The organism is Nonomuraea glycinis (assembly GCF_035920485.1).
Classification (GTDB): domain Bacteria; phylum Actinomycetota; class Actinomycetes; order Streptosporangiales; family Streptosporangiaceae; genus Nonomuraea; species Nonomuraea glycinis.
In genome coordinates, this window is sequence record NZ_CP109166.1 from 5,329,388 (window position 1) to 5,348,934 (window position 19,547).

The window sequence follows — 19,547 nt, forward strand, 5'->3', positions numbered from 1 at the left end:
TGGCACGAGCCCGGGAGATTGAGCGGCGGCATGGCGGACATAGACCGACGGTGACCACCGACCACGCAGCCATCGAGGCTCGCCGCGAGGAGATCAGAGACAGGTACGTGTTAGCGCACCGTCCGCCGAGCAGCGCGCGCGGCCTGCACCACATGGCCCTTGTCTCGTCCGACGTGGAGCGTACCGTCAAGTTCTACCAGGAGCTGCTGGAGTTCCCGCTGACGGAGATCTTCGAGAACCGCGACTACAAGGGTTCCAGCCACTTCTTCTTCGACGTCGGCAACGGCAACCTGCTGGCCTTCTTCGACTTCCCCGGACTCGACCTCGGTCCTTACCAGGAAGTGCTCGGCGGGCTGCACCACATCGCGATCTCCGTCGACCCCGCCACGTGGGAGCGGCTGCGCGGCAAGCTGGAGATGGCCGGCGTGCCGCACCAGGTCGAGAGCGGCGCCTCCATCTACTTCAAGGACCCCGACGGCGCCCGGCTGGAGCTGCTCGCCGACCATCTCGGGGAGATGTACGGCGCTCGCGTGCTGTGATCTACCGCCACGACGCCTTGCGCTTGCGCGGCGTACCGGCGCGTGGTTCCTGACCGACGCCCGCGCGCCTCTCGGAACGCTCGGCCTTCTCCTGCTGGATCGCCGTTCGCCGCGCTGATCGCAGCCGTCGGCGGCGGGCCTTGTTCGTCTTGGCCAGGGTCGATCTGGGGGGTGAGGACTTGGAAGACTTGGGGGTCTTTGCCATGGGGTGGTCCTACCCATCCTCTGACACCTTCCATACTTGTGGCATGCGCCTGACCGAATTCTGGAGACGTATGCGCGAGCACTTCGGTGACCCGTACGCCGAGTCCTGGGCGCGCGACTACGTGCTCGCCCCGCTCGGCGGCCGCACCGTCACCCAAGCGCTCGCCGACGGCGAGAGCGCCAAGTCCGTCTGGCGCGCGGTCTGCCAGGTGGAGGAGGTCTCACCCCGGCTCCGCTGACTCCAGCGCCGCCTGCAGCGCCTGGGCCGCCCGGTCCAGGTCGTCGGCGCGGCACTGACCGCCGGGCGACCACAGGAACAACCAGCCGCGATGCGCGGGGGTCGCGAAGACGAGCGTCTGCCGGCCGCTCTGCGGCTGCCACACCCACAGCACCGCGTGGTCGTCACCGACCATGCGGCTCACCAGCCCGTAGGCGGGCAGCTGCTCGGCGAGCGCCTGCAGATGGCCGCGCCGTTCCCCGATGTACGCGCTCGTCACGTAGCCACCTCCCGCCTTTCCTGTGAGTCTCCCCAGCTCACGGCGCATGACAACACAAACGGCACAACAGGGATGAATGTACGGGTCTCGGCCGACCGTGGTACGCGTGTTCAGGATGTGATCGAACAGTCGTTCGGCTAAGATGGGCCCGTGGCTTCGCCAGAAAATGTCGGTGGCAGGCCGTAGCTTTCACTCGACTGTTCGGACCACGACTCTCCAGGGGGAGTTTCCCATGGCAATCAACGACCGCGAGAAGGCCCTCGAAACGGCTCTAGCTCAAATCGAGCGGCAGTTCGGCAAGGGGTCTGTGATGCGCCTGGGCGATGACGCCCGAGCCCCCATCGAGGTGATCCCGACCGGCTCGATCTCGCTGGACGTGGCGCTCGGCATCGGCGGCCTGCCGCGCGGCAGGATCGTGGAGGTCTACGGCCCCGAGTCCTCGGGTAAGACCACGGTCGCCCTGCACGCGGTGGCCAATGCCCAGCGCGCGGGCGGCATCGCGGCCTTCATCGACGCGGAGCACGCCCTCGACCCCGAATACGCGAAGAAGCTCGGCGTCGACACCGACGCGCTGCTCGTCTCCCAGCCCGACACGGGTGAGCAGGCGCTGGAGATCGCCGACATGCTGATCAGGTCCGGCGCCGTCGACATCATCGTCATCGACTCGGTGGCCGCGCTGGTGCCCAAGGCCGAGATCGAGGGCGAGATGGGCGACAGCCATGTCGGCCTCCAGGCCCGCCTGATGTCCCAGGCCCTGCGCAAGGTCGCCGGCGCCCTCAGCAACACCGGCACCACCGCCATCTTCATCAACCAGCTCCGCGAGAAGATCGGCGTCATGTTCGGGTCTCCCGAGACCACGACGGGTGGCAAGGCGCTCAAGTTCTACGCCTCGGTCCGCCTGGACATCCGCCGCATCGAGACCCTCAAGGACGGCACCGAGGCGGTCGGCAACCGCACCAGGGTCAAGGTCGTCAAGAACAAGATGGCCCCGCCCTTCCGCGTCGCGGACTTCGACATCCTCTACGGCGTCGGCATCTCCCGCGAGGGCGGCCTCATCGACATGGGCGTCGAGCACGGCTTCGTCCGCAAGTCCGGAGCTTGGTACACCTACGAGGGCGACCAGCTCGGCCAGGGCAAGGAAAACGCCCGTAACTTCCTGAAGAGCCACCCCGACATGGCCAACGAGATCGAAAAGAAGATCAAGGACAAGCTGGGCGTCGGCCCCCGCCTCGACGTCCCGGCCGAGGCCCCGGCCGCCGCCGCTCCCGCCGCCCCGGCCCCTTCCGGCCGAGGTGCGAAGTCCACCCCGAAGCCCGGTGACGTCTGAGCGGTCGCCACATGAGTGACACGGACCCGGACCAGGCGCCCCACTCCCGAGACTGGGGCGCCTGGCCAGACGTCCCCCCTTCCCCCCGCCGCCCTCGCCGTAAGGGACAACGCCCAGGCAAGGCGGAAGGAAGGGACACCCCCGACTCAGGCTCGGGGACAGGCGGGGCAGGCGCCCCGTGGCCAGGCGTCCCTGAGACGGGTCTTTCCGGGGGTGCCTCCGGGACGGGTGCCTCTGGGACGCAGTCGAGAGGCGCTTCCGTCCGATCATCTGAGGCATCCCAACCCACGGGCGGCAACGGCTGGCCTTCACTCAGTGAACTGCGCGCGCTCCGCCGGCCGTCATCGGACGGATCCCCGCCGTCCGATACGCCGTCCGACACCCAGTCATCTCCCCGGTCTGCCGACCCCGAGGCGGGCTCACCGGCCAGCGAGCCACCGGCTCCCGCAAATCGACAGCCGTCACCAGCCACCGAGCCCACCAGGCCAGAGGGCGAGTCGTCCGCGGGCAGTCAACCGAACTTCGGCCAAGCGGCGGGCGACGGTTCCGATAGTCGCCTAACGGGTGGTGATCCGTACGATGCCGGCCTGGCGGGTGGTGATCCGTACGAAGCGGGTCGTACGGGCGGTGACTCGTATGGCGGTGGGCGTGCGGGTGATGGCCGGTCGGAGGGTGGCATTGCGGGTGGTGACCGACATGACGGTGAGTTCGGGGGCGGTGACGACTCGTTCGACGGTGGGTGGCCGAAGGATCGGGGGGCCGGTAAGGGGCGTCGGTCCGCCGGTGGTAAAGGTCGCGGTCGTCAGAGTGGGGGCGGGCGAGCCGGTAAGGGGAGGCGGTCTGCGGGTGGGGCGGGAAGTGGGTGGTTGCCCGATGGGCCCGATCCCGACACGCCTGCGGGTGCCACGCCGCATGCCAATCCCGAGTCGGTCGCGCGTGGCGTCGTTCTTCGCCTGCTCACCATGTCGCCCAAGACTCGTGCCCAGCTGTCCGAAGCCCTACGCAAGCGGGACGTGCCGGACGAGGCGGCGGAGAAGGTGCTCGATCGGTTCTCCGAGCTGGGGCTCATCAACGATGAGGCGTTCGCCGAAGCCTGGGTCGACTCCCGGCATCACGGGCGTGGGCTGGCCAAGCGTGCCCTCGCCGCCGAGCTCCGCCACCGGGGCGTCGACTCCGAGACGGTCAACGAAGCCGTCGAGCGCCTCGACCCTGACCAGGAGCTCGAAACGGCCCGGCGGCTCGTAGAGCGCAAACTCCGCTCCACCCGGTCCCTGGACTCCAAGGCCCGCACCCGTCGCCTGGCGGGCATGCTCGCCAGAAAGGGGTACGCCCCCGGCCTGGCGTTCCGCGTGGTCCGGGAGGCTCTGGAGCAGGAGGGCATCGAGGTCGAGGAGGACTATCCCTGACCTCCACAACCCCCGCCCCCCGGTGACCTACACCCGCACGCCAGCACGAGGCCGTCGAGTGACCTGCACCCGCAGGCCGGCCTGAGGGCGTCGAGTGGCGTGTGTGGCGCGGCTCTCCGGGGATGCGTCGTCGCGACGCCCGCCTCCCGGTGACCTGCACCCGGACGCCGGCCTGAGGTGTCGGGTGACCTGCACCCGCAGGCCGGCCTGAGGCTGTCGTGTCCCGTGCGTGGCGCGGCTCTCCGGGGATGCGTCGTGTCCAGGGGTGTCCGCGTTTCTTGCGGCTGTTTGGGCTGCTGTGGTGGGCGACGGGTTCTTGCGGCTGTTCGGGGCTGCTGTGGTGGGCGGCGGCGGATCTGGGCCTGTGCCCGAATGCCGAGGGGGCAGGGTGCGTTGATTGGGTGGGATGTCGGGGATGGGCGACTGGTGGCGTATGGGCTGACTGGGGAGTATGTGATCATCGATCTTACGAAGATCCAGTAGATGGGCAGGCGCGATCACTCGTATGACACGCTTGATGACGCGTTTGCTTGCTCGTGACCTGTTCGACGCATAACCTCGACGGCAGTGAGGAGTTACTCCGCGCAGTGCGGATTGCCATACCGGTGAACGACGGACGAGCGAGAGACGGGCGAGGTGTCGGCTGTGACAGTCGGCGCCCGGTCAGTCCTGGCTTGATATCGGTCCGAGGACTGACGCCGATCGGGCTTTCCGCGCCGCGCCCGTGACCCTCCATGGCGAGGGCCGCGTTTGTGGGTGTTGACGACGCGAGGAGGGCGGGGCGTACATGGGGCCGCTTGTCGTAGTGCTGTCGGTGGCGGTGCTCGTCCTGACCTGCGGGATGATGGCGGCTCTCTACATCGTCGTCCGGCGCACCTCGGGCAGTGTCCCCAAGGCCGCCAAGCCCACCGCGGAGCAGGTCGAGGCCGTTCACGAGGAGCTTGAGCAGGCGCGCGAGGAGGCCGGGAAGATCCGCGACAAGGCCGAGTCCGACGCGGAGGAGATGCTGCGCCGGTCGGAGTCGGCGGCGGAGTCGGCGGCGCGGATGCGCAGCGAGGTCGAGGAGGAGAGCCGGCTGCTCAAGTCCGAGCTCAAGGAGCTGCGTGCCGACCTGGAGCGCAGGGAGGGCCGGCTGGCCGAGCGGGAGCAGCGGCTGGACGAGGAGGCCAGGCGGCAGACCGAGCGGGACCGGAAGCTGGCCGAGACCGAGGTGGAGCTGGCCGATCGGCGCGCTGAGCTGATGCGGGTCGAGGAGGACCGGCGGGTCATCCTGGAGCGGGTCTCCGGGTTCACCTCGGAGCAGGCCAAGGCCGAGCTGGTCAAGGAGATCGAGAACCAGGCCAAGCGTGAGGCCGCGCTGCTCATCCGGGAGATCGAGGGGGACGCCCGCAAGGAGGGCGAGAAGCGGGCCACCAAGATCGTGACGCTGGCGGTGCAGCGAGTGGCGGCGGAGCAGACGGCGGAGTCGGTGGTCAGCGTCCTGCATCTGCCGGGTGACGAGATGAAGGGCCGGATCATCGGCCGCGAGGGGCGCAACATCCGGGCGTTCGAGTCCACGACGGGCGTCAACCTGATCATCGACGACACGCCCGAGGCGGTGCTGCTGTCCTGCTTCGACCCGGTGCGCAGGGAGACCGCCCGGCTCACCTTGGAGAAGCTCGTGCTGGACGGGCGCATTCATCCGCAGCGGATCGAGGAGGCGCACGAGCGCAGCCGCGCGGAGGTGCAGGACCTGTGCGCCCGCGCCGGTGAGGACGCCCTGGTCGAGCTGGGCATCACCGACATGCATCCGGAGCTGACGCTGCTGCTCGGCCAGCTCAGATACCGCACCAGCTACGGGCAGAACGTCCTCAAGCACCTCATCGAGTCCGCGCACATCGCCGGGATCATGGCCGCGGAGCTCAAGCTGGACCAGCCGCTGATGAAGCGCTGCGCCCTCCTGCACGACATCGGCAAGGCGCTCACGCACGAGGTCGAGGGAAGTCACGCGCTGATCGGGGCGGAGATCGCGCGCCGCTACGGCGAGCAGGAGGACGTGGTGCACGCCATCGAGGCGCACCACAACGAGGTGGAGGTACGCACGGTCGAGGCGGTGCTGACGCAGGCGGCCGACGCCATCAGCGGCAGCCGCCCCGGCGCCCGGCGCGAGTCGCTGGAAGCGTACGTCAAGCGGCTGGAGCGGCTGGAGGAGATCGCGCAGTCCTACGACGGGGTGGAGAAGGTCTTCGCGATGCAGGCCGGGCGCGAGATCCGGGTGATGGTCAAGCCGGACGCGATCGATGACATCCAGGCCCAGGTGATCGCCCGTGACGTGGCCAAGCAGGTGGAGGAGGAGCTCACCTATCCGGGGCAGATCCGGATCACGGTGGTGCGGGAGTCACGGGCGACGGAGTTCGCCCGCTGACGCCTCCAGGTCCGCACCGGCTCGCGGTCGAACGCATGCACCTGCTGGCGGACGCCTCAGCCAGGTCCGCACCGGCTCGCGGTCGAACGCATGCACCCGCTGCCGCCTCAGATGAAGAGCTGCTGGTAGAAGGCGTATTCGGCGGCGAGCGCGGCGGAGCGGGTCTCGGCGCGGCGAAAGCCGTGTGACTCGCCCTCGAAAGCGAGGTAGGTGCAGGGGATGCCGCGCTCGGACAGGGCGTCGGCGAAGGCGGCCGACTGCTCGGGCGGCACGACGGGGTCGTCGAGCCCCTGCAGGAGCAGCATCGGGCAGGACACGCCGCCGACCAGGGCGAGCGGCTCCCGCTGCGCGTAGAGGTGCGGGTCGTCCGGGCCGACGAGCCACTCCGCGTAGCGGGATTCGAAGTCGTGCGTATGGGCGTTCAGCGGGGCCAGGGCGCTGACGCCGTAGTAGGAGACGCCGCCGGCGAACACGTCGGACCGGCAGCAGGCGGCCATCACGGTCCAGCCGCCGGCGCTGCCGCCGCGGATGGCGATGCGGTCCGGGTCGGCCAGCCCTTCGGCGGCGAGCCAGCGGGCGGCCGCGACGGTGTCGGCGACGTCGACCAGTCCCCACTGCCCTTTCAGCCGCTCCCGGTAGGCCCGGCCGTAGCCGGTGGAGCCGCCGTAGTTGACGTCGAGCACGCCGATGCCGCGCGAGGTGAGGAACGCCTTCTCCAGGTCGAGTGCGGTGCCGGCCTGCCCGGTCGGACCACCGTGCACGAAGACCACGTAGGGGGCCGGTCCTTCGACGACCTCGGCCGGGTTCGTCGGCGGGTAGAGGAAGGCGTGCACAAGGCCGTCCTCGCCGGGCAGCTCGACCGCCCGGGGCGACGGGAGGTAGGCGGGGTCGGGTGGCGTCGCGCCGCCGCCGAGCGCCGCGGCCCGCCCGGTCCCCGTGTCGAGCCGGACGACGGACCTGTCGGTGGCGGCGCCGTACGCCACGCCGAGCAGGGACGTGCCGTCGGCGGCTAGCGCCGGCTCCCAGCCGTCGTAGCCGGTGTCGAGGTCGGTGAGGACCCGCGTGCGCGGGTCCAGCAGGCCCAGCCGCAGGTCACCGCGCCCGTGCAGGACCGCGAGCCGGCCGTCGCCGAGGATCGTGTACGGCAGCCCGCCGAGATACCACAGCGGCCAGGCGAACTCCTCCTCCATCGGGCACAACGGCTCCGGTGGGCCGCCCTGAAGGCCGAGCTCGTAGAGGTTCCACCAGCCGGACAGGTCGGAGATCAGGTAGAGGGTCTCGTGGTCCTTCCACCGGGGTGCCAGGACCGACTCCGACGGGCCGCCCTGGATCGGCCAGGACAGGCCGTCGGACAGGCGGGTGAGGCGCAGCTCGGTGCCGTTCCACGGCATGCGCGGGTGGTCCCAGCAGATGTAAGCGAGATGCCGGCCGTCGGGGGAGATGGTGGGGAAGGCGTAGAAGTCGTGGCCGGTGACGTGTTCGCGGGCGGGGCCGCCGCTCAGCGGGATGGAGACGATGGCCCGCGAGATCTTGCCGTCGCCGGTGTGCCGCTCGCGTACGCACCAGACGTGCCCGTCGTGGACGAGGAGGTCGGCGTAGCGGGCGTTCTCGCCCTCGGGGGTGAGCGCGCTGATGGTGCCGTCGAGCAGGTAGAGGCGCTGGTCGGCGAGGTTGGCGAAGATGACCTGGCCGTCGGGGGTCACGGTGTAGGGGCGGCCGCCGTACTCGTGCACGCGGGTGCGGGCGCACCAGGGGGCGGGCAGCAGCTCGCGGCGGGTGCCGTCGGCGGCGCGATGGACGATGGTGGTCCGGCCGCCCTCCTCGGGACGGTCCTCCGTCCACCACGCCTGCCCGTCGAGCGCGCTGGGCCAGCCCGCGCGCACTCCCGCGCGGGCGACCTGGGTGGTTGAGATGGGCGAGAGCCACGAAGCGGCGGGCATAACCGAATCCTGCCGGAAATCCCCGCCGCCCGTGTGCCGGTTGATCCACACCGCTTTTAGTCGGTGCTGTCCAGTCCGCCGCCGGACCGCAGGCCGATGGCCTCCGCGCCGGGAGGTGCGACCGGCTTCGCCGTTGTCTTGCGGCTGCGCCTGCTGCGCCGTTCGAGCACGTTGGCCACATAGCTCAGCGCCAGGTTCAGCGTCACGTAGATGATGCCGATGACGATCGCCGCCGGGATCAGCGAGCCGAAGTGGACCGCCGGCAGGATCTTGAAGCCGGTGTTGAGCAGGTCCACGTAGGCGATGATGTAGCCGAGCGCGGTGTCCTTCAGCAGCACCACGAGCTGGCTGACGATCGCCGGCATCATCACGGTGATGGCCTGGGGCAGCAGCACCATGCGCATCACCTGGCCCTTGCGCATGCCGATGGCGTAGGCCGCTTCGGACTGCCCCCTCGGCACCGCCTGCACGCCCGCCCTGACGACCTCGGCCAGCACCGAGCCGTTGTAGAGGGTCAGGCCGAGCACCACGGCGATGAAGGCGTAGTCGCCGCCGCCGAACATGCTCGGCGCCAGGTAGAAGATGAAGAAGATCAGCAGCAGCAGGGGGATGGCCCTGAAGACCTCCACCACCAGGCCCGCCGGAACGCGGATCCAGGCGTGGTCGGACAGCCGGGCCAGGCCGAAGATCGCGCCGAACGCCACCGCGAGCACCGCGGCCAGCGCGGCGGCCCGCAGCGTGCCGATCAGGCCCGGGATGATGTAGAACTCCCAGGTGTCAGCCTCCAGGAAAGGCTGCCAGATCTTGCCTTCCCACTGCCCCTTGGCGTCGAAGCCGCGGTAGACCCAGAACAGGGCGGCCACCACTGCCACCGCACTGATCACCGTGAGCAGGTGGTTGCGCACCCGCCCGCGCGGTCCGGGTGTGTCGAACAGAACGGAGGTCATCGGGCCACCGCCAGGCGTCGGGCCAACCAGCCGGTGAAGTAGCCGATGGGCATGGTCAGGGCCATGAAGGCCAGGATGAGCCCGATGAAGATCGGGATCGACGCGCCGGTGGTGTCAAAGGTGATCTTCATGACGGCCGCGGCGTCGGCGAGGTAACCGCCGGCGGTCGCCACGGTGGTGTTCTTGATCATGGCGATCATCACGCTGCCGAGCGGCGCGATGACGGCACGGAACGCCTGCGGCAGGATGATCAGGGTCAAGGACTGGATGAACGTCAGCCCGATGGCCCTGGCCGCCTCCGCCTGCCCGAGGGGAACGGTGTTGATGCCCGCCCGCAACCCCTCGCACACGAAGGACGCCGTGTAGAGCGACAGGCCCATCGCGACGATCCAGAAGGAGTTGGTCCTGGGCGTGTCGGAGAAGACCAGGCCGAGTTGGTCACTGAGGCCGAGTGCGGAGAAGGCCAGCACCAGCGTCAGCGGGGTGTTGCGCACCACGTTGACGTAGAAGGTGGCCGCCGCGCGCAGCACCGGGGTGGGGGAGACCCTCATCGCGACCAGGATCGTGCCGAGAATGAGGGAGGCGACCGCGGCCACGAGGGAGAGCTTGACGTTCTCCAGAAAGCCTTCCGCGAGGTCGGGCGCGTACTTGATCAGTTCGTCCATCGTGCTCCACCGCATAGGACGGCGGCGGCCGGATCCCGGCCGCCGCCTCTGATGTTGACTAGCTGCAGCCCTCCGCGGGCGGCGCTGCCTCGGACACCTTCAGTCCTTCGATGCCGCCGAACCACTTGTCCAGCAGGGTCTTCATGGTGCCGTTGTCCCACAGCTTCTTCACCGCGGTGTTGACGGCCTCACACGTCTTGGTGTCGCCCTTCTTCAGGCCGATGCCGTACTTCTCGTCCGTGAAGCCCTGGCCCAGCACCTTGAAGTTGCCGCCGGCCTGCTTGGCGAAGCCCGCCAGGATCAGGTCGTCGGTGGTGACCGCGTCGAGGTTGCTGCCGCCCAGCTTCTGGATGCACTCGGAGTAGTTGGCGGCGTCGACGGTGGTGGCGTCGAGGTCGAGCTCGCCGTCCGGGGGCGGGTCGGTGATCCGCTTGTAGGAGTTGGAGCCGGAGGCCTTGCAGATCTTCTTGCCCGTGAGGTCCTTCGGGGCGGCGATCGAGGTGTCGTCCTTGCGGACCATCACGTCCTGGTGCGCGATCACGTAAGGGCCGCCGAAGGTGACCTTCTGCTTGCGCTCCTCGGTGATGGAGTAGGTGGCGAAGACGATGTCCACCGTGCCGTTCTCCAGGAACGGCTCACGGTTGGACGAGGCCGACTCCTTCCACTCAACCGGCACGTCCTTGCCGCCGTTCATCTCCTTCAGCACGGCCGTGGCCACGTCGACGTCGAAGCCCTCCGGGTTCGCGCCCTTTTTGAGGCCCAAACTCGGCTGGTCCCACTTGGTGCCGACGACGACGGTGCCGCCACCAGTGATCTTGTCGGCCACGGTGGCGTAGGTCTCGCCGCCGCCACCACAGGCGCTCAACCCGGCGGCGAGGGCCGCCACGGAGAACACCGCTCCCACTCGACGCATGTGCATGTATACCTGCCTCTTTATGTCAGTGCGTGAGGATCTTCGAAAGGAAATCACGCGCCCGCTCGGTCTGCGCGTTGGTGAAGAACTCGTCGGGCGTGTTCTCTTCGACGATCTGCCCGTCGGCCATGAACACCACCCGGTTGGCGGCTCTACGGGCGAAGCCCATCTCATGCGTGACGACCATCATGGTCATCCCGTCACGAGCCAGCCCGATCATGACATCGAGCACCTCCTGCACCATCTCAGGGTCCAGTGCCGAGGTCGGCTCGTCGAAAAGGATCATCTTCGGGTCCATGGCCAGCGCCCGGGCGATCGCCACCCGCTGCTGCTGACCGCCGGAGAGCTGGGCGGGATACTTGTCCGCCTGCGCCGCGATGCCGACCCGCTCGAGCAACTCCATCGCCCGAGTGTCCGCCGCGGCCCTGGCCTGACGTCGCACCTTGGTGGGACCGAGTGTGACGTTCTCCCGGATCGTCTTGTGCGCGAACAGGTTGAACGACTGGAACACCATGCCGACCTCGGACCGAAGCCTGGCCAGCCCCTTGCCCTCCTCGGGCAGCACCTGCCCGTCGAAGACGATCTTTCCGCCGTCGATCGTCTCCAGCCGGTTGATCGTCCGGCAGAGCGTGGACTTTCCGCCGCCGGAAGGACCGATGACGACCAGGACCTCGCCACGTGAGACGGTCAAGTTGATGTCCTTCAGGACGTGCAATGCCCCGAAGTGCTTGTTGACGTTCTCCATCTGCACGAGTGGAGTTACGTCACCGTTCTCCGTCATGGACCCAAACGGTAGAGGTAGGAAGGACGCTGGTCACTAACTGAGTGGTACCGATCCGATCACATCGTGCCGTCAAGCTGGACTTTTAGCGTCCCACGGCAGCCACGAGCCGTAAACCGACTACCCTTGAACGTGCCATGACTTTGACCCAGGAGAGCGCCCGCACATACGAAGTGCGCACATACGGGTGCCAGATGAACGTCCACGACTCCGAGCGGCTGTCGGGCCTGCTGGAGGACGCCGGTTACCTGCCCGCGGCCGACGGCGCGGACGCCGACGTGGTCGTGTTCAACACCTGCGCCGTCCGGGAGAACGCGGACAACCGCCTCTACGGCAACCTCGGCCACCTGCGGCCCGCCAAGATGAGCAATCCGCGCATGCAGATCGCCGTGGGCGGCTGCCTGGCCCAGAAGGACCAGGGCGAGATCGTCCGCAAGGCGCCGTGGGTGGACGTGGTCTTCGGCACCCACAACATCGGCTCGCTGCCCGTGCTGCTGGAGCGCGCCCGCATCGAGGGCGAGGCGCAGGTCGAGCTGAAGGAGTCGCTCGAGGTCTTCCCCTCGACGCTGCCCACCAAGCGCGAGTCCGCCTACGCCGCCTGGGTGGCGATCTCCGTCGGCTGCAACAACACCTGCACCTTCTGCATCGTGCCGTCGCTGCGCGGCAAGGAGAAGGACCGGCGTCCCGGCGAGGTCCTGGCCGAGGTCGAGACCCTCGTCGGCCAGGGCGTCCTCGAAGTCACCCTGCTCGGCCAGAACGTCAACACCTACGGCGTCGAGTTCGGCGACCGGCTGGCGTTCGGCAAGCTGCTGCGCGCCTGTGGCTCGGTCGAGGGCCTGGAGCGGGTCCGCTTCACCTCCCCGCACCCCGCCGCCTTCACCGACGACGTCATCGCCGCCATGGCCGAGACGCCCAACGTCATGCACCAGTTGCACATGCCGCTGCAGTCGGGCTCGGACCGGGTGCTCAAGGCGATGCGCCGCTCCTACCGCGCCGAGCGCTACCTCGGCATCATCGAGCGCGTCCGCGCGGCCATGCCCGACGCGGCCATCTCCACCGACATCATCGTCGGCTTCCCCGGCGAGACCGAGGAGGACTTCCAGGAGACCCTGGAGGTCGTACGGCGCAGCCGCTTCGCCAACGCCTTCACCTTCCAATACTCCATCCGCCAGGGCACCCCGGCCGCGACCATGGCGGACCAGGTGCCCAAGAAGGTCGTCCAGGAGCGTTATGAGCGCCTGGTCGCCCTCCAGGAGGAGATCTCCTGGGAGGAGAACAAGAAGCAGGTCGGCCGGACCCTGGAGGTGCTGGTCGCGGAGGGTGAGGGTCGCAAGGACGACGCCACCCGCCGCCTGTCGGGCCGTGCCGCCGACAACCGGCTGGTGCACTTCGCCGTGGGCGACGAGATCCCGCGGCCCGGCGACATGGTGACGGTCGCGGTGACGTACGCGGCCCCGCACCACCTGGTGGCGGACGGGCCGGTGCGGGTGCGCCGCACCCGGGCCGGGGACGCGTGGGAGTCCCGGCAGGGCGCGCCCGCCGCGGCGCCCGGCGTCCTGCTGGGCATGCCCACCATCGGCCGCCCCGCGCCGCTGCCGGCCGCGGACGGCTGCTCGGCACACTGACCGCGCATCTCGTACGGATCTTGTACGGCTATCGGCTGAGGCCGTCGAGGAGCCGGTAGCAGTAGTCCTGCCGCAGGTCCTGGAACGTGGCGCACGGGTTCGGCCCTACCCGGACGGTGGTGCGGGGTTCTGGGGCCTGGGGTTCGGTGTCGCGGGGTTCGGTGGCGCGGTTCTCAGGGGCGGGGGCTTCGGGGGCCGGGGTGACCGCCGGGGAGGTTCGCGTGGCCGGAGTGGCCGCCCGCGCCGTTGGAGACCTGCTGGGCCGCGGGGAGGCGGCCTTACGGGTGGGGGCCGGGAGTACGCGGACCCAGCCGGGGGTGGTGGTCCTGCTGGGGGCAGGTCTGCTCAGGGCGGGTGTGCTTTCGGGGGCCTTCGGGACGTTCGGGCCAGGAGTGCTCGGGAGGTTCGGGTCGGGAGTGCTCGGGGTGATCAGGTCAAGGAAGCCGTCGGCGGGACTCGTTCGCGTGGGCGTGGGGGATGGGCTCGAAACCGGCGCTGGCCAAGGAGAATGCGACGGCGTTCTTGATCCATCGAAAAGCGCGTTTTCCTGATCGAATTCGGGAGCGCTTTTCCGTAGCGGGTTTCGAGGGCCGGTGAACGCCAGGAGAATTCCGAGACCCGCGATGGCGAGCACCGTCGCGACGCCCGCCGCAGGTGCGAGCCGGTTGCGGCTACCTGGGCGAATAGCTCGAAGGGGGGACAAGTCGTGATTCCTTCGTGATTGGTGCGCAAGCAATACGCTGTTGCGGCTAGTGTGGTCCATCGCCCGCGGAAGCCGGAGAGCTTTCCCGATACGACCGCAGGAGCTGAAGGCCATGCAAGATCCGACCGAGCCGGATCGTCAGGACATCCTCGACGGACCGGGCGACCATCAAAGGTCCGGCAGAAGCCAGAAAAAGATCATCGCCATCGCGGCGTCCGTCCTCGTGGCCCTGCTGGCCGTGGGGGGCGTCGGTTACGTGATGACCAGCGGCGGCGACACCCCCGTCCAGATGAGCCAGCAAGCGCCTCCCGGCGACCAGGCGCCTCCCGCCGAGGAGCAGGCCCCGGACGAGCAGGCCCCGAAGGACGACGACACGCCGTCCGAGGACACCGCCGACGACGGGGTCGGCGACACGGGCGACAACACCGGCGACAACACCGGCGACACGGCTGACACCGCTGACACCGGCACCGCTGACACCGCCGACACCGGTGACAGGGCGTCGACCGGCACGGGCCCGGCCGGCACCGGCGCGCGCGACAAGAACGAGGCGGACTCCGCCGACAAGCCGGCCAAGAAGCCCACGACGAAGCCGTCGAAGCCGGCACCGGAGGACACCGCCGACACCCCGGCGGACGGTCCGGAGGGCTCCGTCGCCGGCCAGTGCGCCAAGAGCGGCTGCTGACCCACCCCGGCAGCGCGGAACGCGATCCCTCCGGGCCCGAGCCGCGCACTATCAGGCGGAACGCGATCCTTCCAGACCACGAGCCGCGCCACCCTCAGGCGGAACGCGATCCTTCCGGGCCGCGGGCCGCGCCACCCTCAGGCCGTGTGAGTCACATCGCAGGCACCCTCAAGCCACGGTGACTCACAGCGGCCGGCAAGTCCCCTCAGGCCGCGCGATCCACCGGGTCCGCCACCCTCCGGCACCCGGTACCGCGTGATCAACGCGACCGTCGCTCTCCGGCTCCGCGGACCGCGTGACCTGAAGTGGTCTGGTGTTATTCGCCGCTACTGGACCTGTGGTGCCAGGCCACCCTGTTCCTAAGATCAGCGGTATGACCACTGACTCAGCCGCCGTGCTGCGTGCGCTGCACGTGCCCGGCAAGCCCTTGATCCTGCCCAACGCCTGGGACGCCGCCTCTGCGGTGGCCGTACAGGAGGCGGGGTTTCCGGCGGTCGCCACCGGGAGCGCGGCCGTCGCGCAGGTGCTCGGCTACGAGGACCACGAGGTCACCCCGGCGGCCGAGATGCTGGCCGCCGTCGCGCGCGTCGTCAGAGTCGTCGACGTGCCGGTGACCGCCGACATGGAACGCGGCTACGGCCTCGAACCCGCCGAGCTGGTCGAGCGGCTGCTCGCCACAGGAGCGGTGGGATGCAATCTGGAGGACTCCGACCCCAGCTCGGGCGAGCTCATCGAGGCCGGGCGTCAGGCCGACTTCCTGGCCGAGGTACGGGCCGCGGCCGGGCAGGCGCTGGTGATCAACGCCAGGGTCGACGCCTACATCAGAGGCGAGCCCGGCGAGGCCGTACACCGGGCGCGGCGCTACCTGGAGGCCGGAGCCGACTGCGTGTACCCGATCGGGCTCGCGGCCGAGGCAGGCATCGAGGCCCTGGTCGCCGAGGTGGGAGGACCGGTCAACATCCTCTTCCGCCCCGGCGCGCCGACCCTGGAACGGCTGGCCGAGCTCGGGGTCGCCCGAGTGAGCTACGGACACGGCCTGCACGAGGCGGCGCACGCGTACGCGGTCAGGATGATCCAGGCCGTCGCCGAGGGACGCGACCCCTACCAGCTCCGCTGACCGATCCCGGCGGGTGCCCGATCGGCCGGTGACGGGACGGTCGCTGCTGGAAGGGGCGCCACTACGCTGTCGGCTGTGCTTGTCGCCGCGGCCGTCTGCCCGCACACCCCGTTGCTCGTCCCCGCCCTGGCCGGCGCCGCCCAGGGCGAGCTGTACGAGCTCCGCTCCGCCTGTCACACCGCGGTCGCCGCGCTCCGCGACACCCGCCCCGACCTGCTGGTCGTCGTGGGCGGCGCGGACCGCACCCGAGGGTACGGCGCGCAGGCGGCGGGCTCGCTGCACCCGTGGGGCGTGGACATCAGGGTCGGCCGGGGCGAGCCGGTGCTGCCCCTGTCGCTGACGGTCGGTCGCTGGCTGCTGGAGAGCGGCTCGTACGACATCGACCCGGTGGCCTTCCAGGCGGTGGACTCGGCCGCCGGCCCCGAGGACTGCCTGGCGCTCGGCGCGAAGCTGGCCGGTGACGGCAGGGTGGCACTGCTGGTGATGGCCGACGGGTCGGCCTGCTTGACCCCGCGTGCCCCGGGACACCACGACCCGGCGGCTCGGCCGTACCACGATCTGCTCGTGCGCGCGCTCGCCGGCGCGGACGGCGAGGCGCTCGCGGACCTCGACCCGGCGGTGGCCGACCGGCTCTGGGTCGGCGGGCGGGCGGCGCTCCAGGTGCTGGCGGGCGCGGCGAGCGGCGCACGGTTCACCGGCCGCGTGCTCGCCGAGGCGGCACCCTACGGGGTGGGCTACTTCGCCGGCCTCTGGGAGCAGCGGCCGTTGTAGCGTGGGGGCGGAGAGCAGGTGTCCACGCTGGGAGCACGTCGTATGCGCTGGCAGGTCCACTCTGAGCAAGCCCTCTATACCGACCGCTGGCTGGACGTCCGGGTGGCCGATGTGGAGTTGCCCGACGGTACGCGGCTGGATCATCGCCTGATCCGGACCGCGCCGGGAGCCGGGGCGGTGGTCACCGATGACCGCGGCCGGGTGCTGCTGCTCTGGCGGCACCGCTTCATCACCGACTCGTGGGGCTGGGAGATCCCCATCGGCAAGATCGAAGAGGGGGAGGAGCCGGTGGCCGCCGCGGCTCGGGAGACCGAGGAGGAGACCGGCTGGCGGCCGGGGCCGTTGCGCCCGCTGCTGTACACCCAGCCGACCAACGGCCTGTCGGACTCGGCGCACCACATCTTCCACGCCGACAGCGCCACCCACCTCGGCCCGCCCACCGACACCTGGGAGGCCGAACGGGTCGAGTGGGTGCCGCTCGCGGACCTCCACCGGCTCATCGACCGGCGCGACCTCGTCTGCGGCACCAGCATGGCCGCCCTGCTCTACCTCGTGGTCAGCGGCGGCGGCGGGGGACCGGCACGGTCATGAGGTCCCTGGCCAGGGTGACGTCGCCGTCGTAGGTGCGCCGGACCTCTTCCAGGAAGGCCGGTTCGTGGGCGAAGCCGTACCTTTCGGAGAAGTGGGTCAGGACGAGGTGGCGCGCGCCGGCGTCGGCGGCGACGAGGCCCGCCTCGAACGCCGTCAGGTGGCCGTACTCCTTGGCCAGCGGGCCCTCCGAGGACAGGAACGTGGCCTCGATGATCAGCAGGTCGACGCCGGAGGCGAGCTCGAAGGCGGTGTCGCACAGGCGGGTGTCCATGATGAAGGCGGCGGACTGGCCGGGCCGGGGGACGCTGCACTGGGCGAGCGTGACGCCGCGTACGGAGCCGGTGCGCTGGAGCTCGCCGACCTCGGGGCCGCGGATGCCGTGGGCCGTGAGCCTCTCGGGGAGCATGCGGGTGCCGGCGGGCTCCTGGATGCGGTAGCCGTACGACTCGACGGGGTGGGACAGGCGGCGGGCGGTGAGCGAGCCGACGGCGGCGAGGGGGCCGGTGACGGGGTGTTCCTCGATGACGTCGGTGTCGGCGAAGGGGGCGGCGTGCCGGAGCCTGCGCCAGTAGGTCTCGCCTGAGGCGGGGTAGACGGCTCGGACCGGGTGCCGGACCCGGTCGCGGGCGATGCGCTGGACCAGGCCGGGGACGCCGAGGCAGTGGTCGCCGTGGAAGTGGGTCACGCAGATCCAGTGCACGTCGTTGGCGCTCACTCCGGCGTGCAGCATCTGCCGCTGGGTGCCTTCGCCGGGGTCGAACAGGTAGCCCTGGCCGTCCCAGCGGAGAAGGTAGCCGTTGTGGTTGCGGTGCCGGGTGGGCACGGCGCTGGCGGTGCCGAGCACGACGAGTTCACGGGACACGAGCCAGATGCTAGACGTTCGGGACGGATACCGCCGTTTCCTGACACGGATGCACGCCGGGGCGGTCGGACTGCGCCGTACGATGGGATTTTCCACGAAAAACCAGGTGAGGATCTGATGACCACGGTCGCGTTCGCCGAGGTGCCGACCCCCGTCGGCCCGTTCGTGCTGGCCGTCACCGAGGACGGCCTGGTCGCCTCCGGCTGGGGCTCCCCGGCGCCCCTGCGCGAGCGCCTCGGCTTCCCCGAGGCCGCCGACCCGGGCCGGACGGCGTCCGTGGTCGCGCAGCTGAACGCCTATTTCGCGGGTGAGTCCCGGAGTTTCGCGACGCCGATCGACTGGCGGCTCACCGCCGGCTCGCGCCGCAAGGTCCTGCAGGCCCTGTACGAGATTCCGTACGGCAAGGTCGTCACCTACGGGGAGCTGGCGGCCCGCAGCGGCACCGGCGTGCCGGCGCGGGGCATCGGCTCGATCATGGGCGGCAACCCGCTGCCCATCGTGGTGCCCTGCCATCGGGTGGTGGCGGGCAACGGGCTCGGCGGGTTCAGCGGCGGGGTGGGCGTGGAGACCAAGCGCTGGCTGCTGACCCACGAGGGTTACCTGCAGCCGACGCTGCTCGATCTCTGACCGGCTCGGGCACCCGCGGACCGTTGACACACTGGTCCATGTGCGCCAGTCAGTGATCGCCGTCGTAGGACCCACCGCGGCAGGGAAGTCGGACCTCGCCGTGGACCTCGCCCTCCGGTTGGGGGGCGAATGCGTCAACGCCGACTCCATGCAGCTCTACCGCGGCATGGACATCGGCACCGCCAAGCTCACGCCCGCCGAGCGGCGCGGCGTCCCGCACCACCTGCTGGACGTCTGGGACATGACGGTGACGGCCAGTGTGGCGGAGTACCAACGGCTGGCCAGGTCCGTCATCGACGCCGTCGACGTGCCGGTGCTGGTCGGCGGCAGCGGACTCTACGTACGGGCGGCGATCGACGACCTGGAGTTTCCCGGCACCGACCCGGAGATCAGGGCCAGGCTGGAGAAGGAGCTCGACGAGCGCGGGGCCGCGCCCCTGTACGCGAGGCTGCGCGAGCTGGACCCGCCGGCGGCGGCGGCCATTCTGCCGAGCAACGGGCGCCGCATCGTGCGGGCGCTGGAGGTCATCGAGCACTCCGGCCGGCCGTTCTCGGCGACGATGCCGTCCTATGAGGCGCTCTACCCGAGCGTGCAGATCGGGCTGGAGGTGCCGAGGCCCGAGCTCGACCGGCGGATCGAGGTCAGGGTCGAGCGCATGTGGGCGGCCGGGCTGGTGGCGGAGGTGCGCGGCCTGCTCGGGCAGGGCCTGGCGGAGGGCCGCACCGCGAGCCGCGCGCTGGGTTACGCCCAGGTGATTCGTTTTCTGAACGGGGAGTGGACCGAGGAGCAGGCTTTCGCCGAGACGGTCAGGCTGACCAGGCGGTTCGCCCGGCGTCAGGAGTCGTGGTTCCGGCGCGACCCGCGCGTGTGCTGGCTCCCGTACGACGCCCCGGATCTGCTTGAGCGGTCCCTGGCGCGGATAGCGGGGGGTGGGTCGGCATAA

General features: G+C 70.1%; 20 protein-coding genes. 12 read left to right on the forward strand and 8 right to left on the reverse strand.

Annotated features, from left to right (window positions below):
* Window positions 1–50 precede the first annotated feature (50 nt).
* Both OHA68_RS25105 and OHA68_RS25110 read left to right on the forward strand, forming a co-directional pair.
* Window positions 51–539: a VOC family protein gene (locus OHA68_RS25105; protein WP_189141663.1), complete on the forward strand. Its 489-nt coding sequence runs from the start codon at window positions 51–53 to the stop codon at window positions 537–539.
* Window positions 540–787: 248 nt separating this feature from the next.
* Entirely contained in the window at window positions 788–982 is a 195-nt protein-coding gene (locus tag OHA68_RS25110) for a DUF3046 domain-containing protein (protein ID WP_189141664.1), read from the forward strand.
* On the opposite strand, the gene OHA68_RS25115 is transcribed toward OHA68_RS25110, so the two are convergent.
* The gene (locus tag OHA68_RS25115; RefSeq protein WP_327102421.1) at window positions 965–1,240 is read right to left on the reverse strand and encodes a hypothetical protein; all 276 of its coding nucleotides are present in this window, start codon (window positions 1,238–1,240) and stop codon (window positions 965–967) included. The genes OHA68_RS25110 and OHA68_RS25115 overlap by 18 nt on opposite strands.
* A gap of 232 nt (window positions 1,241–1,472) precedes the next feature.
* Between OHA68_RS25115 and recA the strand changes: the two genes are divergently transcribed.
* The gene (gene recA / locus OHA68_RS25120) at window positions 1,473–2,567 is read left to right on the forward strand and encodes a recombinase RecA (protein ID WP_189141666.1); all 1,095 of its coding nucleotides are present in this window, start codon (window positions 1,473–1,475) and stop codon (window positions 2,565–2,567) included.
* A gap of 557 nt (window positions 2,568–3,124) precedes the next feature.
* Here the strand turns inward: recA and OHA68_RS25125 are convergent.
* Window positions 3,125–3,265, reverse strand: coding sequence for a hypothetical protein (locus OHA68_RS25125; protein WP_327102422.1), 141 nt, complete (start codon window positions 3,263–3,265; stop codon window positions 3,125–3,127).
* Window positions 3,266–3,433: 168 nt separating this feature from the next.
* Between OHA68_RS25125 and recX the strand changes: the two genes are divergently transcribed.
* Both recX and rny read left to right on the forward strand, forming a co-directional pair.
* Entirely contained in the window at window positions 3,434–3,973 is a 540-nt protein-coding gene (recX, locus tag OHA68_RS25130; RefSeq protein ID WP_407674366.1) for a recombination regulator RecX, read from the forward strand.
* A 787-nt stretch (window positions 3,974–4,760) separates the two neighbouring features.
* A complete protein-coding gene (gene rny, locus OHA68_RS25135; RefSeq protein WP_327102424.1) occupies window positions 4,761–6,377 on the forward strand; it encodes a ribonuclease Y in 1,617 nt (538 codons plus the stop codon).
* Window positions 6,378–6,484: 107 nt separating this feature from the next.
* Here rny and OHA68_RS25140 read toward each other — a convergent pair whose 3' ends face one another.
* Genes OHA68_RS25140 through OHA68_RS25160 form a run of 5 tightly spaced genes read right to left on the reverse strand, consistent with a single transcriptional unit; the run spans window position 6,485 to window position 11,587 of the window.
* On the reverse strand, window positions 6,485–8,317 hold the full coding sequence (locus tag OHA68_RS25140; protein ID WP_327102425.1) for a S9 family peptidase: 1,833 nt from the start codon (window positions 8,315–8,317) through the stop codon (window positions 6,485–6,487).
* A gap of 56 nt (window positions 8,318–8,373) precedes the next feature.
* The gene (locus tag OHA68_RS25145; protein ID WP_327102426.1) at window positions 8,374–9,264 is read right to left on the reverse strand and encodes an amino acid ABC transporter permease; all 891 of its coding nucleotides are present in this window, start codon (window positions 9,262–9,264) and stop codon (window positions 8,374–8,376) included.
* Entirely contained in the window at window positions 9,261–9,929 is a 669-nt protein-coding gene (locus OHA68_RS25150) for an amino acid ABC transporter permease (RefSeq protein WP_327102427.1), read from the reverse strand. Before OHA68_RS25150 ends, OHA68_RS25145 begins: the two co-directional genes overlap by 4 nt.
* A gap of 58 nt (window positions 9,930–9,987) precedes the next feature.
* A complete protein-coding gene (locus OHA68_RS25155; protein WP_327102428.1) occupies window positions 9,988–10,848 on the reverse strand; it encodes a glutamate ABC transporter substrate-binding protein in 861 nt (286 codons plus the stop codon).
* A 19-nt stretch (window positions 10,849–10,867) separates the two neighbouring features.
* Window positions 10,868–11,587, reverse strand: a complete 720-nt coding sequence (locus OHA68_RS25160) for an amino acid ABC transporter ATP-binding protein (protein WP_372462295.1) — start codon at window positions 11,585–11,587, stop codon at window positions 10,868–10,870.
* A gap of 173 nt (window positions 11,588–11,760) precedes the next feature.
* On the opposite strand from OHA68_RS25160, the gene miaB reads away from it, so the two are divergent.
* The 5 genes from miaB to OHA68_RS25185 all read left to right on the forward strand — a co-directional run bounded on the left by miaB (window position 11,761) and on the right by OHA68_RS25185 (window position 17,115).
* A complete protein-coding gene (gene miaB / locus OHA68_RS25165) occupies window positions 11,761–13,248 on the forward strand; it encodes a tRNA (N6-isopentenyl adenosine(37)-C2)-methylthiotransferase MiaB (protein WP_327102429.1) in 1,488 nt (495 codons plus the stop codon).
* A gap of 815 nt (window positions 13,249–14,063) precedes the next feature.
* Window positions 14,064–14,636, forward strand: coding sequence for a hypothetical protein (locus tag OHA68_RS25170; protein WP_327102430.1), 573 nt, complete (start codon window positions 14,064–14,066; stop codon window positions 14,634–14,636).
* 373 nt (window positions 14,637–15,009) lie between these two features.
* A complete protein-coding gene (locus OHA68_RS25175) occupies window positions 15,010–15,753 on the forward strand; it encodes an isocitrate lyase/PEP mutase family protein (RefSeq protein WP_327102431.1) in 744 nt (247 codons plus the stop codon).
* A gap of 75 nt (window positions 15,754–15,828) precedes the next feature.
* Window positions 15,829–16,524, forward strand: a complete 696-nt coding sequence (locus tag OHA68_RS25180; protein ID WP_327102432.1) for a class III extradiol ring-cleavage dioxygenase family protein — start codon at window positions 15,829–15,831, stop codon at window positions 16,522–16,524.
* Between the two features lie 42 nt (window positions 16,525–16,566).
* Complete coding sequence (locus tag OHA68_RS25185; protein WP_327102433.1) at window positions 16,567–17,115, forward strand: NUDIX domain-containing protein; 549 nt, start codon at window positions 16,567–16,569, stop codon at window positions 17,113–17,115.
* On the opposite strand, the gene OHA68_RS25190 is transcribed toward OHA68_RS25185, so the two are convergent.
* Entirely contained in the window at window positions 17,081–17,977 is an 897-nt protein-coding gene (locus OHA68_RS25190; protein WP_407674367.1) for a ribonuclease Z, read from the reverse strand. The genes OHA68_RS25185 and OHA68_RS25190 overlap by 35 nt on opposite strands.
* 117 nt (window positions 17,978–18,094) lie before the next feature.
* On the opposite strand from OHA68_RS25190, the gene OHA68_RS25195 reads away from it, so the two are divergent.
* Together OHA68_RS25195 and miaA are read left to right on the forward strand one after the other, a co-directional pair.
* Window positions 18,095–18,604, forward strand: coding sequence for a methylated-DNA--[protein]-cysteine S-methyltransferase (locus tag OHA68_RS25195; RefSeq protein WP_327102434.1), 510 nt, complete (start codon window positions 18,095–18,097; stop codon window positions 18,602–18,604).
* A 40-nt stretch (window positions 18,605–18,644) separates the two neighbouring features.
* Window positions 18,645–19,547, forward strand: a complete 903-nt coding sequence (gene miaA, locus OHA68_RS25200) for a tRNA (adenosine(37)-N6)-dimethylallyltransferase MiaA (RefSeq protein WP_327102435.1) — start codon at window positions 18,645–18,647, stop codon at window positions 19,545–19,547.